This is a genomic window from Streptomyces sp. NPDC057280 (assembly GCF_042668605.1).
Lineage (GTDB): Bacteria > Actinomycetota > Actinomycetes > Streptomycetales > Streptomycetaceae > Streptomyces.
In genome coordinates this window covers 129010-142265 of record NZ_JBHUYR010000008.1, presented here as the reverse complement: position 1 = coordinate 142265, position 13256 = coordinate 129010, and the positions used below count along the sequence as shown (strand labels likewise).

Here is a 13256-nt window from a genome sequence, read left to right as displayed (position 1 = left end):
AGCATCTGGCCCCGATGGACACCGAAGCACAGCAGACGGAGCGCGACCGCTCCTCCCGCCCTTCCGACTCCGAGGAGACCTCGGACACAGGGGGTCAGGAGGAACGGTCGCGTTTCGCGTTGCCGTCACGGATCACCGAGTGGCTCCCCGGCGGCCGGATCACCCTCGGCGCGCTGATCTGCCTGGTGTTTTTGCTCCTCCTCAACGCTTTCGTGGTGCAACCCTTCCAGATTCCCAGCGGATCCATGGAAAACGGATTGAGGATCGGGGACCGGGTTCTCGTAAATAAGTTGGCGTACCGTTTCGGTGCCGCACCGCGGCGCGGAGATGTGGTCGTGTTCGACGGATCCGGGTATTTCGGGGATGCGGACTACATCAAGCGCGTTGTCGGTGTGGGGGGAGACCACGTGGTCTGCTGCGACAAGAAGGGGAGGATCGAGGTGAACGGCCGGTCGGTCGACGAGTCGACGTTCCTGTACCCCGGTGACAGCTCGTCGACGGTTCCCTTCGACGTCGTCGTGCCCGACGGCACCCTCTTCGTCCTCGGCGACCACCGCAGCCGCTCCAGCGACTCCCGCGACCATCTGGGCTCGCCCGGCGGCGGCATGATCCCGGTCGACGACGTCATCGGACGCGCCGACTGGATCGTATGGCCGATCGCGCACTGGACCCGGCTCACGCCTTCCGACGCCTACGCGCGCGTGCCCGCCGCGGGCGGTGCGCATGGGTAACCGCGGCAAACCGCGCGGGGTGTCCGGCAGCGCCGCCGACAACCTGCTGCCCACCGGCGTCCGGCGCGCCGCCAGCCCCGCGGGCGGTCGTACGCGCGCGGAGCGCCGCCAGCTCCAGCGCAAGGTCAAGCGGCGCCGCCGGCGCTCCGCGGTCAAGGAGATACCGCTCCTCGTCGGTGTCGCCGTCCTCATAGCCCTGGTGCTGAAGACCTTCCTGGTGCAGGCCTTCGTGATCCCGTCGGGCTCCATGGAGCAGACGATCCGGATCGGCGACCGGGTCCTGGTCGACAAGTTCACCCCGTGGTTCGGCTCCAAGCCGCAGCGCGGGGACGTCGTCGTCTTCAAGGACCCCGGCGGCTGGCTCAAGGACGAGCAGACGACGGTGAAGAAGCAGGACCCCGTCGTCGTCAAGCAGATCAAGGAAGGGCTCACCTTCATCGGTCTGCTGCCGTCCGACAACGAGAAGGACCTCATCAAGCGCGTCGTCGGCGTCGGCGGCGACCGGGTCAAGTGCTGTGACGCGCAGGGGCGGGTGACCGTCAACGGCGTCCCGCTCACCGAGGGCGACTACCTCTATCCCGGCAACGCGCCCTCCACGCAGCAGTTCGACATCACCGTCCCCCAGGGGCGGCTGTGGGTGATGGGCGACCACCGGGCCAACTCCGCGGACTCCCGCGTGCATCAGGACACCGACTACGGCGGCACGGTCTCCGAGGACTCGGTCGTGGGCCGGGCGATGGTCATCGCCTGGCCCCTGGGGCACTGGACCACCTTGAAGGAACCGAAAACCTACGCTTCCGTGTCCGACTCGGCGACCGGGTCGACCGCTGCTCCCTCGCTGTCGCATAGGGTTGCCTCCGACGATCCGAATGGACCTGTCCAACTCCCGAGCCCTGCGGAACTCCCGCTCGTTATGGGAGTGGTGGGCCTGCACCGTGTCATGGGCAGGCGGCGGCACAGAGTAAGGAGTTGGCGTGGGGGATGTGGCGGTTGGCGCACGGTCCGGACACGACGGCGAGGAGCACCGCGGACGCCCCGTGGACGCGGCCGACCCGGCCGCGGACAGCGTCGTGACCTCGAACGACGGCTCCGGTGGAGACGGGGACGGGACCAGGACCGACGAGGGCCAGGAGGAGTCGAAGCCCGCGCCGAAGAAGCCACGTTCCTTCTGGAAGGAACTGCCGATCCTGATCGGTATCGCGCTCGTGCTGGCGCTGCTGATCAAGACGTTTCTGGTGCAGGCGTTCTCGATCCCGTCCGACTCGATGCAGAACACCCTCCAGCAGGGTGACCGGGTCCTCGTCGACAAGCTGACACCGTGGTTCGGCTCCGAGCCCGAGCGCGGTGAGGTCGTCGTCTTCCACGACCCGACCCAGTGGCTGGCGGGCGAACCGACCGCCGAGCCGAACGCCGTCCAGACGTTCCTCAGCTGGATCGGTCTGATGCCGTCCGCCGAGGAGAAGGACCTCATCAAGCGGGTCATCGGCGTCGGCGGCGACACCGTCGAGTGCAAGGGCACCGGCCCGGTGAAGGTCAACGGCAAGGCGCTGAGCGAGAGCGACTACGTCTACGCCGGCAACACCCCCTGCACGGTCGACGACATGGGCGGCCAGTTCAAGGTGAAGGTGCCCAAGGGCTTCATCTGGGTCATGGGCGACCACCGCCAGAACTCGCGCGACTCGCGTTACAACCAGGACGACAAGTACCACGGCATGGTCCCGGTCGACGAGGTCGTCGGACGGGCCATCGTGAAGGCCTGGCCGATCAACCGCTGGGGCACCCTGCCGGTCCCGGACACCTTCGACCAGGACGGCCTGAACACCCAGTCCTCGGCGTCCACCGCGCTGACGGTGGCCCCGCAGGGGCTGGCGCTCGCGGGCGCGGTGCCGGTGGTGCTGTGGCGGCGGCGCCGGATCGCGCCGGTGGAGACGCGCTGAAGCCGCTCGCAGAGGCTGACGGGTTGGCCTGGGCAAACCTTTACGGAGCCGGTGATCTCGGTCCCCGAAGGGGGCTGACCGGTTCCGGTACCGCCGGGTAGGGTGCGGACCCATGGGTGGCGAGAGCACGACACGTACGGCCCCGCGCAGCGGTGGCACCGACACGGGCCCGGTGGGCAGCCGGACCGGACAGCGACTGTCCGGGCTGGCCGTCGCGCTGGGCCTGGTGCTGTTCCTGGGCGGGTTCGCCTGGGGAGCGGTGGTCTACCGGCCCTACACCGTGCCCACGAGCTCGATGGCGCCCACCATCGACGCCGGTGACCGGGTGCTGGCGCAGCGCATCGACGGCGGCGACATCCGCCGGGGTGACGTGGTCGTCTTCACCGACAAGACCTGGGTGAGCAACGCCCCAGTGGTCAAGCGCGTGGTCGCGGTCGGCGGGGACACCGTCTCCTGCTGCACGAAGGGCAAGCTCACCGTCAACGGCAAGCAGATCGACGAACCGTATCTGCCCAAGGACAGCCTGGCCGAGTGGAAGAACATCCCCGAGGTGACCGTCCCCAAGGGCCGGCTGTTCCTGCTCGGTGACGAGCGGCAGGGCTCCCTGGACTCCTCCGCGCACCTCACGGACGCGGCGAGCGGCACGGTCGCGGTGAGCGCCGTGACCGCCCGCGTCGACGCCGTGGTCTGGCCCATGGACGGCATGCTGAAGGAGCCGAGCGGCTTCAAGGAGCTCGGTGCCCTGTCCTCGCCGGGACCGCTGCGGACGATCACCGCCCTGATCATCGGCGGCGCGGTGCTCGTGCTCGGCGGTGGCGCCTACGGGCCGATCGCCAAGCGGCTGGGCAAGCGGCGCGCCGCGCAGAGCCGGACGGAGCCCGTGGGTGCGCGCTGAGGCCGCGGCGGACACCTACGAGGGCGGACTGCGCAAGGTCGCCAGAGTGGTGCTGCTCGACCCCGACGACCGCATCCTGCTCCTGCACGGCCATGAGCCGGACGATCCGAGCGACGACTGGTGGTTCACTCCTGGTGGCGGAGTCGAGGGCGAGGAGACTCGTGAAGAGGCCGCTCTCAGGGAACTCGCCGAGGAGACCGGAATCACCGAGGTCGAGCTCGGGCCGGTGCTGTGGCGCCGGATGTGCTCCTTCCCGTTCGCGGGGCGCCGCTGGGACCAGGACGAGTGGTACTTCCTGGCCCGGACGACCCAGACGGCGACGGCGGCGACGGCGCTCACCGATCTGGAACGGCGCAGCGTCGCCGGAGCGCGCTGGTGGACGTGTCAGGAACTGACCCGGGCACATGAGACGGTGTATCCGACCAGACTCGCCGAGCTGCTCCGCAGGCTGCTCGACGAAGGTCCCCCGGCCGGGCCCGTGACCCTTGACACCGAAATCGTCTAGGGGCTGACGGGACTGGCGCACAATGGGGGGATCGCACGGCTGAAGGGGAACATGCCATGAGCGCCGAGGACCTCGAGAAGTACGAGACCGAGATGGAGCTGAAGCTCTATCGGGAGTACCGCGATGTCGTCGGTCTGTTCAAGTACGTGATCGAGACCGAGCGGCGCTTCTATCTCACCAACGACTACGAGATGCAGGTGCACTCGGTCCAGGGTGAGGTGTTCTTCGAGGTCTCGATGGCCGACGCGTGGGTCTGGGACATGTACCGGCCGGCTCGGTTCGTGAAGCAGGTGCGCGTGCTCACGTTCAAGGACGTGAACATCGAGGAGCTCAACAAGAGCGATCTGGAGCTGCCGGGCGGGTGAGGTCGGTAGTGGGGCCGCTCGTGTGGGTGGCTGAGTTTTCCACAACCGCCGGGTCGTCCACCAAGATCAACAAGGGTGGCTCGGCTGCGTGATCGTTGGCGCCGGAGGTGGTGCCGACATGAACGCACGCAGTGCACTCGGCAAGTACGGCGAGACGCTGGCCGCGCGGCGGCTGGCGGAGGCCGGGATGACCGTCCTGGAGCGCAACTGGCGCTGTGGCAGGACCGGCGAGATCGACATCGTGGCGCGGGACGGAGAGGTCCTGGTCGTCTGCGAGGTCAAGACACGGCGGGCGGGTGCCTTCGAGCACCCGATGGCCGCGGTGACCCCCGAGAAGGCGGAGCGCCTGCGGGGCCTCGCCGAATGCTGGATCCACGCGCATGGCGGGGCGCCACCGGGTGGCGTCCGCATCGACCTGGTCGGCGTACTCCTGCCGGAGCGCGGCGCGCCCGTCGTCGAGCATGCGCGGGGGGTGGCCTGAGATGGGGTTCGCGCGGACGTGCTCGGTGGCCCTGGTGGGCGTCGAGGGCGTGGTGGTGGAGGTCCAGGCGGATCTTGAGCCCGGGGTCGCGGCGTTCACGCTGGTGGGACTGCCGGACAAGAGCCTGACGGAGAGCAAGGACCGGGTGCGGGCCGCGGTGGTCAACTCGGGCGCGGCGTGGCCGGCGAAGAAGCTGACGGTGGGGTTGAGTCCGGCGTCGGTGCCGAAGAGCGGGAGCGGGTTCGATCTCGCCGTCGCCGCGGCGGTGCTGGGGGCGGCCGAGCGGATCGATCCCAGGGTGCTGGCGGACATCGTCATGATCGGGGAGCTGGGGCTGGATGGGCGGGTGCGGCCGGTGCGCGGAGTGCTGCCCGCCGTGCTCGCCGCGGCGGACGCGGGATACGAACAGGTGGTCGTGCCTGAGTGCGCCGTGCCGGAGGCCTCGCTGGTGCCGGGTGTCTCGGTGCTGGGGGTACGCAGCCTGCGCCAGCTCATCGCGGTTCTCACCGACGAGCCGGTGCCCGACGAAGAGCCCGTCCCGGGGGAGATCCGCCCCGACCCTTTCCTCGCCGGTCTGGCCCTCCCGGGCACCGGCTTGGGGACGGGCATCGTCTCCGCTGGGCATCAGCCCGACCTGGCGGACGTGGCCGGGCAGCATCTGGCCCGGTCGGCGCTGGAGGTGGCCGCCGCGGGGAGGCATCACGTCTTCTTCAAGGGACCGCCGGGAGCCGGTAAGACCATGCTGGCCGAGCGACTGCCCGGACTCCTGCCCGAGCTGAGTCGGCAGGAGTCCTTGGAGGTGACCGCCGTCCATTCAGTGGCCGGTGTACTGCCACCTGGCCACCCGCTCGTCGACAGATCGCCCTACTGTGCGCCGCACCATTCCGCGACCATGGCCTCACTGGTCGGGGGAGGGAACGGGTTTCCGCGGCCGGGAGCCGTCTCCCTGGCTCACCACGGAGTTCTTTTCCTCGATGAAGCCGCAGAGTTCCACAGCAGCGTCCTGGACTCCCTGCGGCAGCCGCTGGAATCGGGTCATGTCGTGGTTGCCCGCGCCGCAGGCATGCTGCGGATGCCGGCCAAGTTCCTGATGGTCCTGGCGGCCAATCCGTGCCCCTGTGGCCGACACGGACGCGGAGACGACATCTGTGAGTGCAGGCCGTCCTCGATCAAGCGCTACCGAGCCCGTCTGTCCGGACCCTTGATGGACCGCGTGGACCTGCGGGTGACCGTGGAGCCGGTGGCCCGGGCCGAACTCCTCCGGCTCCACTCCGGGGCCGAGACGACAGCCACCGTCGCCGAGCGCGTGAAGGCCGCTCGGGAACGCGCGGCCAGGCGCTACGAAGGCACACCGTGGCGTACGAACAGTGAGGTCCCGGGTCATGAACTGCGCACCCGGTGGCATGTGCAGTCCGGAGCCCTGCGCAAGGCCGAGGAGGACCTGGACCGGGGGCTGCTGTCGGCTCGTGGCCTGGACAGGGTGCTGCGCGTCGCTTGGACGGTGGCCGACCTGGGCGGCCGTGACCGGCCCTCGGCGAACGACGTGAACTGGGCCCTCGAACTGCGCACCGGTGTCCGGCGCGGCGCCGTCCTGGAAGGGATCGGCAGGTGATGGACGGCGAAGTGCTCGCCCGGGTCTTCCTCGCCCGGGTCATCGAACCCGGTGACGAGGTCGCCGGGCGGTGGGTGCGGGAGTTCGGGGTGGGGGAGGTGGCTCGGAGGCTGCGGAACGGGCGGGAGGTGTTGCCCGGGGTGAGCGGGAAGCGGTGGGGCGGGCTGGTGGCTCGGGCCGGGGAGGCCGATCCACGGCGGGATCTCACGGTCGCCGCCGAGGCCGGGGTGCGGTTCGTGTGCCCGGGGGACGGCGAGTGGCCTGGACAGCTGGACGATCTGGGGGATGCCCGGCCGCTCGGGCTGTGGGTGCGGGGGCGGCCCAGTCTGCGGATGTGGGCCCTGCGGTCCGTCGCCGTGGTGGGGGCCCGCGCTTGTACCGAGTACGGCGCCCACATGGCGGCCACCCTCGCCGCCGGGCTCGCCGAGCGCGGGTGGGTGGTGGTGTCCGGCGGCGCGTACGGCGTCGACGGGGCCGCCCACAGAGGGGCGCTGGGCGCCGGCGGCGCCACCGTCGCCGTGCTGGCCTGCGGCGTCGACCGGCCCTATCCGCGCGGGCACACCGAGTTGATCACCAGGATCGCGGAACAGGGGCTGGTGGTGGGGGAGTTGCCGCCGGGCGACCATCCGACTCCCAGCAGGTTCGTGCTGCGCAACCGCGTCATCGCCGCGCTGACCAGAGGGACCGTCGTCGTCGAAGCCGCGTACCGCAGCGGCTCGCTCGTCACCGCGCGTGCCGCGCAACGGCTCGGGCGGCACACCATGGGCGTGCCCGGGCCGGCCACCAGCGGTCTCTCCGCCGGGGTGCACGAACTGCTGCGCGGCGACGCCGAACTCGTCACCGACGCCGAGGAAGTCGTCGAGGTGGTCGGTGAGATGGGAGAGCTCGCGCCGGAGCGGCGAGGACCCGTGCTGCCGCGCGACCTGCTGGAACCGGGGGCGCGCAGAGTCCTCGACGCGCTGCCCGCACGCCGTGCGGCGACCGCTGCCGAGGTCGGGCGCGGCGCGCAGACGACTCAGGACGAGGCGGTCGCGAGACTGTACGAGCTCCGATCACTTGGTTACGTCGAACGACACGGCGACGGCTGGAAGTTGACACGCCAGGCGATGATCTCCGTCCGTGGTGGTCGCGGTCCGAGTTGACCGAGCGTGTTCGGCCGTCCGGGGGAACCCCTACAGCCTTGGGAATTCCCGCAGTTGGAGTTTCCCCGTGGTCACGCTGAGTCGTCGGCGTGACTCGGCGGGGCGTCGAGAGGAACGTATCTGCGCACGGCTCGGGGCCGCTCCTTCGCACACCGCGACACTCCAGTCACGCTACGCTCACGGGGATTCCGGCACGGAACGGCGACTCGACCACAGATCCACCTCAGAGACGGCAGATCCACCTCAGAGATTCCAGATCAGCATCAGACCGACAGGTCACCCAGCCATCCCCACTTCACGGCAGAACGGCACAAGGCGACGAATGCCCCAGCACACCTCCGGGTCCGACCGGGCGGCGGTCCCCCCAGCCGCCCGGGACGGTGGCAGCGTGCGGCCCCCCGCTCCCTCGACGCTCGACGAGCTGTGGCGGTCGTACAAGGCGACGGGGGACGAACGGCTGCGGGAGCAGCTGATCCTGCACTACTCGCCGCTCGTGAAGTACGTGGCGGGCCGGGTGAGCGTGGGGCTGCCGCCCAACGTGGAGCAGGCCGACTTCGTCTCTTCCGGCGTCTTCGGGCTCATCGACGCGATCGAGAAGTTCGACGTCGACCGGGAGATCAAGTTCGAGACGTACGCGATCACCCGGATCCGGGGCGCGATGATCGACGAGCTGCGGGCGCTGGACTGGATCCCGCGGTCGGTGCGGCAGAAGGCGCGGAACGTCGAGCGGGCGTACGCGACGCTGGAGGCGCGGCTGCGGCGGACGCCCAGCGAGGGTGAGGTGGCGGCCGAGATGGGGATCGCCGTGGACGAACTCCACGCGGTCTTCAGTCAGTTGTCGCTGGCCAACGTGGTCGCGCTGGAGGAGCTGCTGCATGTCGGGGGTGAGGGCGGCGACCGCCTGAGTCTGATGGACACGCTGGAGGACACCGCCGCCGACAACCCGGTGGAGGTGGCCGAGGACCGGGAGCTGCGGCGGTTCCTGGCGCGGGCGATCAACACGCTGCCCGAGCGGGAGAAGACCGTGGTCACGCTCTACTACTACGAGGGTCTGACCCTCGCGGAGATCGGGAACGTGCTGGGTGTGACCGAGAGCCGGGTCAGCCAGATCCACACCAAGTCGGTGCTGCAACTGCGGGCGAAACTGGCGAGCTTCGGTCGGTGACCTGGGCGGACGAACCGTCGTGGTGGTGAGTGACTCCCGTCCGGGGCGGTGCGTCCGTACAGTGGTGGACGTGCCAAGGATTCGAGCGGCCTCCGTGGCCGAGCACCGGTCGATGCAGCGAGCCGCCCTGCTGGACGCGGCTCGGTCGTTGCTGTCCGAGGGTGGGACGGAGGCACTGACCTTCCCGGCTCTCGCCGAGCGGACGGGGCTGGCGCGGTCGTCCGTGTACGAGTACTTCCGGTCGCGGGCCGCGGTCGTCGAGGAGCTGTGCGCGGTCGACTTCCCGGTCTGGGCGGCGGAGGTCGCCGCGGCGATGGGCGCGGCGGAGGGGGCCGAGGCCAAGGTCGAGGCGTATGTGCGGCGGCAGCTGGCGTTGGTGGGGGACCGGCGGCATCGGGCCGTGGTCGCCATTTCCGCGAGTGAGCTCGATGCGGGGGCTCGGGAGAAGATCCGGGCCGCGCACGGGGAGCTGGTCGCGATGATCGGCGAGGCACTGGAGGAGATGGGGCACTCGGAGCCTCGGCTTGCGGCGATGTTGCTGCAGGGGGTTGTGGATGCGGCTGTGCGGCGGATCGAGCTGGGGGCGGCGGAGGATCCTGCGGCGATCACTGAGGCTGCGGTGACGATGGCTCTGCGGGGGGTTCGGGGCTGAGGTTGGTGGGGCTTGCTGCGGGGGTTCGCGGCTGAGGCCGGCGAGGGCTGCGGCGGGGGCGTGGTCGCTGGCCGCGCTTGCGGGGTGCCCCTGCGCCCACCCGTTCCGCCCCAGCGGCACGACTGCCCGCAGCTGGGGTGGGGGCTAGGGAAGAGGGACTCCCAGCACCGGCAGCAGTCTTGACGGGGGCCTGCGCAATAGCCACGGCGGCAGCAGGGACAGCGGGTCGAGGTAGGTCTCCCCGCTGCGCAGACCCCAGTGGACGCACGTGGCCGTGCAGTGGGAGCCCGTCGGCTCCACCGTGGCCACCACTTCGCCCGGTGTCACCTCCTCGCCCTTTCTCACTGTCGCCCGTACCGGTTCATACGTCGTTCGCAGGCCTGTGCCGGTGAGGGTGATCGAGAGCACGCCCTTTCCGGCCACGCGGCCCGCGAAGGTGACCCGGCCGGCGGCCACCGCCCGTACGGGTGTGCCCGGGGATGCTGCCAGGTCGACGCCTCGGTGGCCTCGGGCGTACGGGGTGGGCGGGGGTTCCCAGGTGCGGAGGACGGGTGGGCGTACGCCTACCGGCCAGGTGCGGGCGATGGCCGGGACCGTGGTGGGAGGGGGTTGGGGTGGGGCCGGGGGTGGGGGCGAAGGCGCCAGGTAGGGGATCAGGAGTGCGGGCAGGAGGGCGCTGTGCAGGTGTCGCATGGCTGAAACCCTGCCCGAGCAGGGCTGATCATGACCGGGAGCTGTGGAGTACCGCCCGGTTGTGGACAGCGGCGTCACCCGGTACCCCGCGGGTCCCGTACACTTCTTCTGGCGATCCGGGTCACCGGGTCGACTTCGCACGCCCCGACATCGGGCTCTCGTGGCCATCGATGTCAGCGCCTTTCGGTCCCGTACGCAGCTGCGTACGTGGCACGGCGCGTGCCGGGCGTCAGGACATAACCGAGAAACCAAGGAGAACGGCCATGGCCGTCGTCACGATGCGGGAGCTGCTGGAGAGCGGCGTCCACTTCGGTCACCAGACCCGTCGCTGGAACCCGAAGATGAAGCGCTTCATCTTCACCGAGCGCAACGGCATCTACATCATCGACCTGCTCCAGTCGCTGTCGTACATCGACCGCGCCTACGAGTTCGTCAAGGAGACCGTCGCCCACGGCGGCACGGTCATGTTCGTCGGCACGAAGAAGCAGGCGCAGGAGGCCATCGCCGAGCAGGCCACCCGCGTCGGCATGCCCTACGTCAACCAGCGCTGGCTGGGCGGCATGCTCACCAACTTCTCGACCGTCTACAAGCGTCTGCAGCGCCTCAAGGAGCTCGAGCAGATCGACTTCGAGGACGTCGCCGCTTCCGGTCTGACCAAGAAGGAGCTTCTCGTGCTCTCGCGCGAGAAGGCCAAGCTGGAGAAGACCCTCGGTGGTATCCGCGAGATGCAGAAGGTGCCCAGCGCCGTCTGGATCGTGGACACCAAGAAGGAGCACATCGCGGTCGGCGAGGCCCGGAAGCTCAACATCCCGGTCGTCGCCATCCTCGACACCAACTGCGACCCCGACGAGGTCGACTACAAGATCCCGGGCAACGACGACGCGATCCGCTCCGTCACCCTGCTCACCCGCGTGATCGCCGACGCCGTCGCCGAGGGCCTCATCGCCCGCTCCGGCGTCGCCACCGGCGACAAGGGTGACAAGGGTGCGGGCGAGCCGCTCGCCGCGTGGGAGCGCGACCTGCTCGAGGGCGAGAAGAAGGCCGAGGAGGCCCCGGCCGCCGAGGCTCCCGCCGCTGAGGCTGAGGCGCCTGCCGCCGAGGCCCCCGCTGCCGAGGCCGAGGCTCCGGCCGCCGAGGCCGAGCAGGCCTGACCCCTCACCCCTTCGGGTCTTCTGACGGCGGGGGCCCACCAGCCCCCGCCGTCGGCCCGTAGATCTTCAGACTTCGAGAGAGATTCCAGGAATCATGGCGAACTACACCGCCGCCGACGTCAAGAAGCTCCGTGAGCTCACCGGCGCCGGCATGATGGACTGCAAGAAGGCGCTGGACGAGGCCGAGGGCAACGTCGACAAGGCCGTCGAGGCGCTTCGCATCAAGGGCCAGAAGGGCGTCGCCAAGCGCGAGGGCCGCTCCGCCGAGAACGGCGCCGTGGTCTCCCTCATCGCCGACGACAACACCTCCGGTGTCCTGGTCGAGCTGAAGTGCGAGACGGACTTCGTCGCCAAGGGCGAGAAGTTCCAGGCCGTCGCCAACCAGATCGCGCAGCACGTCGCCGCCACCTCCCCGGCCGACATCGACGCCCTGCTCGCCTCCGAGATCGAGGCCGGCAAGACCGTCCAGGCGTTCGTGGACGAGGCCAACGCCAACCTCGGCGAGAAGATCGTCCTGGACCGCTTCGCGCAGTTCGCCGACGGCTTCGTCTTCGCCTACATGCACCGCACCATGCCCGACCTGCCCCCGCAGATCGGTGTCCTGGTCGAGCTGGACAAGGCCGACGCCGAGCTGGCCAAGGGTGTCGCCCAGCACATCGCCGCCTTCGCGCCGAAGTACCTCTCCAAGGAGGACGTGCCGGCCGAGGTCGTCGAGTCCGAGCGCCGCGTCGCCGAGGAGACCACCCGCGCCGAGGGCAAGCCCGAGGCCGCCCTGCCGAAGATCGTCGAGGGTCGCCTCAACGGCTTCTTCAAGGACGCCACGCTGCTCGGCCAGCCGTACGCGCTGGACAACAAGAAGTCCGTCCAGAAGGTTCTGGACGAGGCCGGTGTCACCCTGAAGCGCTTCACGCGTATCAAGGTCGGCATCTGAGTCCGTACCGCGTTCGACGCCCGACCCCGATAGGGTCGTAGGCAGTCGTCCGGTACGCCGTCACGCGCGCGCGTGGCGGACGACAGCAGATCTGACGAGGAGGCCATTGCCGCGCATGGGATGCGAACCAGTTCCCATCGGCAATGGCCTTCTTCGTATGTGCGACCCCTTGAAAGAGGCGAGATTCCGATGACCACCAAGGCCCAGAAGAGCGACGACGGCAAAGTGAGCGGCCGGTTTCTGCTGAAGCTGTCCGGAGAGGCCTTCTCCGGTGGCGGGGGCCTGGGCGTGGACCCGGACGTGGTGCACAAGATCGCCCGCGAGATCGCGGCCGTCGTGCGCGACGGCGCGGAGATCGCGGTCGTCATCGGCGGCGGCAACTTCTTCCGCGGCGCCGAACTCCAGCAGCGCGGCATGGACCGCGCCCGCTCCGACTACATGGGCATGCTCGGCACCGTGATGAACTGCCTCGCCCTCCAGGACTTCCTGGAGAAGGAGGGCATCGACTCCCGCGTGCAGACCGCCATCACCATGGGCCAGGTCGCCGAGCCGTACATCCCGCTGCGCGCCGTGCGCCACCTGGAGAAGGGCCGTGTGGTCATCTTCGGCGCCGGTATGGGCATGCCGTACTTCTCCACCGACACCACCGCCGCCCAGCGCGCCCTGGAGATCGACGCCGAGGCGCTCCTCATGGGCAAGAACGGCGTGGACGGGGTCTACGACTCCGACCCCAAGAAAAACCCCGACGCGGTCAAGTTCGACTCGCTCGGCTACGGCGAGGTCATCACCCGCGACCTCAAGGTCGCCGACGCCACCGCCATCACGCTGTGCCGCGACAACAAGCTCCCGATCCTCGTCTTCGAGCTTCTGACGGAGGGCAATATCGCCCGCGCCGTCAAGGGTGAGAAGATCGGCACGCTTGTGGGTGACCAGGGCAGCCGGGACTGACCCCCGTTGGACACCGTCCCTGACCGGGGGATGGACAATGTCCTGCCG

14 protein-coding genes and 1 pseudogene are annotated in these 13256 nt (G+C 69.7%); 14 read left to right on the top strand and 1 reads right to left on the bottom strand.

Annotated elements, in window-relative coordinates; translation table 11 throughout:
• Positions 1-14: 14 nt before the first annotated feature.
• The 11 genes and pseudogenes from lepB (ACFUO4_RS35280) to ACFUO4_RS35230 all read left to right on the top strand — a co-directional run bounded on the left by lepB (ACFUO4_RS35280) (position 15) and on the right by ACFUO4_RS35230 (position 9485).
• The gene (gene lepB / locus ACFUO4_RS35280) at positions 15-731 is read left to right on the top strand and encodes a signal peptidase I (RefSeq protein WP_383492540.1); all 717 of its coding nucleotides are present in this window, start codon (positions 15-17) and stop codon (positions 729-731) included.
• Positions 724-1809: pseudogene (gene lepB / locus ACFUO4_RS35275) on the top strand (signal peptidase I); the annotation flags it as partial. The gene lepB (ACFUO4_RS35280) and the pseudogene lepB (ACFUO4_RS35275), both read left to right, overlap by 8 nt.
• Positions 1706-2668, top strand: coding sequence for a signal peptidase I (gene lepB / locus ACFUO4_RS35270; RefSeq protein ID WP_383492537.1), 963 nt, complete (start codon positions 1706-1708; stop codon positions 2666-2668). The pseudogene lepB (ACFUO4_RS35275) and the gene lepB (ACFUO4_RS35270), both read left to right, overlap by 104 nt.
• Before the next feature lie 112 nt (positions 2669-2780).
• Positions 2781-3563, top strand: coding sequence for a signal peptidase I (lepB, locus tag ACFUO4_RS35265; RefSeq protein WP_383492534.1), 783 nt, complete (start codon positions 2781-2783; stop codon positions 3561-3563).
• The gene (locus ACFUO4_RS35260; protein ID WP_079309730.1) at positions 3553-4068 is read left to right on the top strand and encodes an NUDIX hydrolase; all 516 of its coding nucleotides are present in this window, start codon (positions 3553-3555) and stop codon (positions 4066-4068) included. The genes lepB (ACFUO4_RS35265) and ACFUO4_RS35260 overlap by 11 nt, the downstream gene beginning before the upstream one ends.
• Positions 4069-4124: 56 nt before the next feature.
• On the top strand, positions 4125-4433 hold the full coding sequence (locus ACFUO4_RS35255) for a DUF2469 domain-containing protein (RefSeq protein WP_003965949.1): 309 nt from the start codon (positions 4125-4127) through the stop codon (positions 4431-4433).
• Positions 4434-4551: 118 nt separating this feature from the next.
• Positions 4552-4914, top strand: a complete 363-nt coding sequence (locus ACFUO4_RS35250; protein ID WP_079309729.1) for a YraN family protein — start codon at positions 4552-4554, stop codon at positions 4912-4914.
• Position 4915: 1 nt separating this feature from the next.
• The gene (locus tag ACFUO4_RS35245; RefSeq protein WP_383492530.1) at positions 4916-6526 is read left to right on the top strand and encodes a YifB family Mg chelatase-like AAA ATPase; all 1611 of its coding nucleotides are present in this window, start codon (positions 4916-4918) and stop codon (positions 6524-6526) included.
• Positions 6526-7668: a DNA-processing protein DprA gene (gene dprA, locus ACFUO4_RS35240; protein WP_383492528.1), complete on the top strand. Its 1143-nt coding sequence runs from the start codon at positions 6526-6528 to the stop codon at positions 7666-7668. Before ACFUO4_RS35245 ends, dprA begins: the two co-directional genes overlap by 1 nt.
• A 322-nt stretch (positions 7669-7990) precedes the next feature.
• Complete coding sequence (whiG, locus tag ACFUO4_RS35235) at positions 7991-8833, top strand: RNA polymerase sigma factor WhiG (RefSeq protein ID WP_079309727.1); 843 nt, start codon at positions 7991-7993, stop codon at positions 8831-8833.
• A gap of 94 nt (positions 8834-8927) precedes the next feature.
• Complete coding sequence (locus ACFUO4_RS35230) at positions 8928-9485, top strand: helix-turn-helix domain-containing protein (protein ID WP_383492891.1); 558 nt, start codon at positions 8928-8930, stop codon at positions 9483-9485.
• Positions 9486-9629: 144 nt separating this feature from the next.
• On the opposite strand, the gene ACFUO4_RS35225 is transcribed toward ACFUO4_RS35230, so the two are convergent.
• Positions 9630-10178 (bottom strand): M23 family metallopeptidase, encoded by a 549-nt coding sequence (locus ACFUO4_RS35225; RefSeq protein WP_383492524.1) that lies wholly within the window; start codon positions 10176-10178, stop codon positions 9630-9632.
• Positions 10179-10441: 263 nt separating this feature from the next.
• Between ACFUO4_RS35225 and rpsB the strand changes: the two genes are divergently transcribed.
• From rpsB to pyrH, 3 genes are all read left to right on the top strand, one after another.
• Positions 10442-11329, top strand: coding sequence for a 30S ribosomal protein S2 (gene rpsB / locus ACFUO4_RS35220; RefSeq protein WP_079309726.1), 888 nt, complete (start codon positions 10442-10444; stop codon positions 11327-11329).
• A 94-nt stretch (positions 11330-11423) separates the two neighbouring features.
• Positions 11424-12260 carry a translation elongation factor Ts gene (gene tsf / locus ACFUO4_RS35215; protein WP_079309725.1) on the top strand — a complete coding sequence of 279 codons (837 nt, stop codon included), beginning with the start codon at positions 11424-11426 and terminating at the stop codon, positions 12258-12260.
• Between the two features lie 189 nt (positions 12261-12449).
• Positions 12450-13208, top strand: a complete 759-nt coding sequence (pyrH, locus tag ACFUO4_RS35210; protein ID WP_079309724.1) for a UMP kinase — start codon at positions 12450-12452, stop codon at positions 13206-13208.
• Positions 13209-13256: the final 48 nt, after the last annotated feature.

Excerpts from the sequence above, each read along its gene's own strand:
- lepB (WP_383492540.1), top strand. The coding sequence starts at position 15 with ATGGACACCGAAGCACAGCAGACGGAGCGCGACCGCTCCTCCCGCCCT.
- lepB (WP_383492534.1), top strand. The coding sequence starts at position 2,781 with ATGGGTGGCGAGAGCACGACACGTACGGCCCCGCGCAGCGGTGGCACC.
- ACFUO4_RS35255 (WP_003965949.1), top strand. The coding sequence starts at position 4,125 with ATGAGCGCCGAGGACCTCGAGAAGTACGAGACCGAGATGGAGCTGAAG.
- ACFUO4_RS35250 (WP_079309729.1), top strand. The coding sequence starts at position 4,552 with ATGAACGCACGCAGTGCACTCGGCAAGTACGGCGAGACGCTGGCCGCG.
- ACFUO4_RS35245 (WP_383492530.1), top strand. The coding sequence starts at position 4,916 with ATGGGGTTCGCGCGGACGTGCTCGGTGGCCCTGGTGGGCGTCGAGGGC.
- dprA (WP_383492528.1), top strand. The coding sequence starts at position 6,526 with ATGGACGGCGAAGTGCTCGCCCGGGTCTTCCTCGCCCGGGTCATCGAA.
- whiG (WP_079309727.1), top strand. The coding sequence starts at position 7,991 with ATGCCCCAGCACACCTCCGGGTCCGACCGGGCGGCGGTCCCCCCAGCC.
- ACFUO4_RS35225 (WP_383492524.1), bottom strand. The coding sequence starts at position 10,178 with ATGCGACACCTGCACAGCGCCCTCCTGCCCGCACTCCTGATCCCCTAC.
- rpsB (WP_079309726.1), top strand. The coding sequence starts at position 10,442 with ATGGCCGTCGTCACGATGCGGGAGCTGCTGGAGAGCGGCGTCCACTTC.
- tsf (WP_079309725.1), top strand. The coding sequence starts at position 11,424 with ATGGCGAACTACACCGCCGCCGACGTCAAGAAGCTCCGTGAGCTCACC.
- pyrH (WP_079309724.1), top strand. The coding sequence starts at position 12,450 with ATGACCACCAAGGCCCAGAAGAGCGACGACGGCAAAGTGAGCGGCCGG.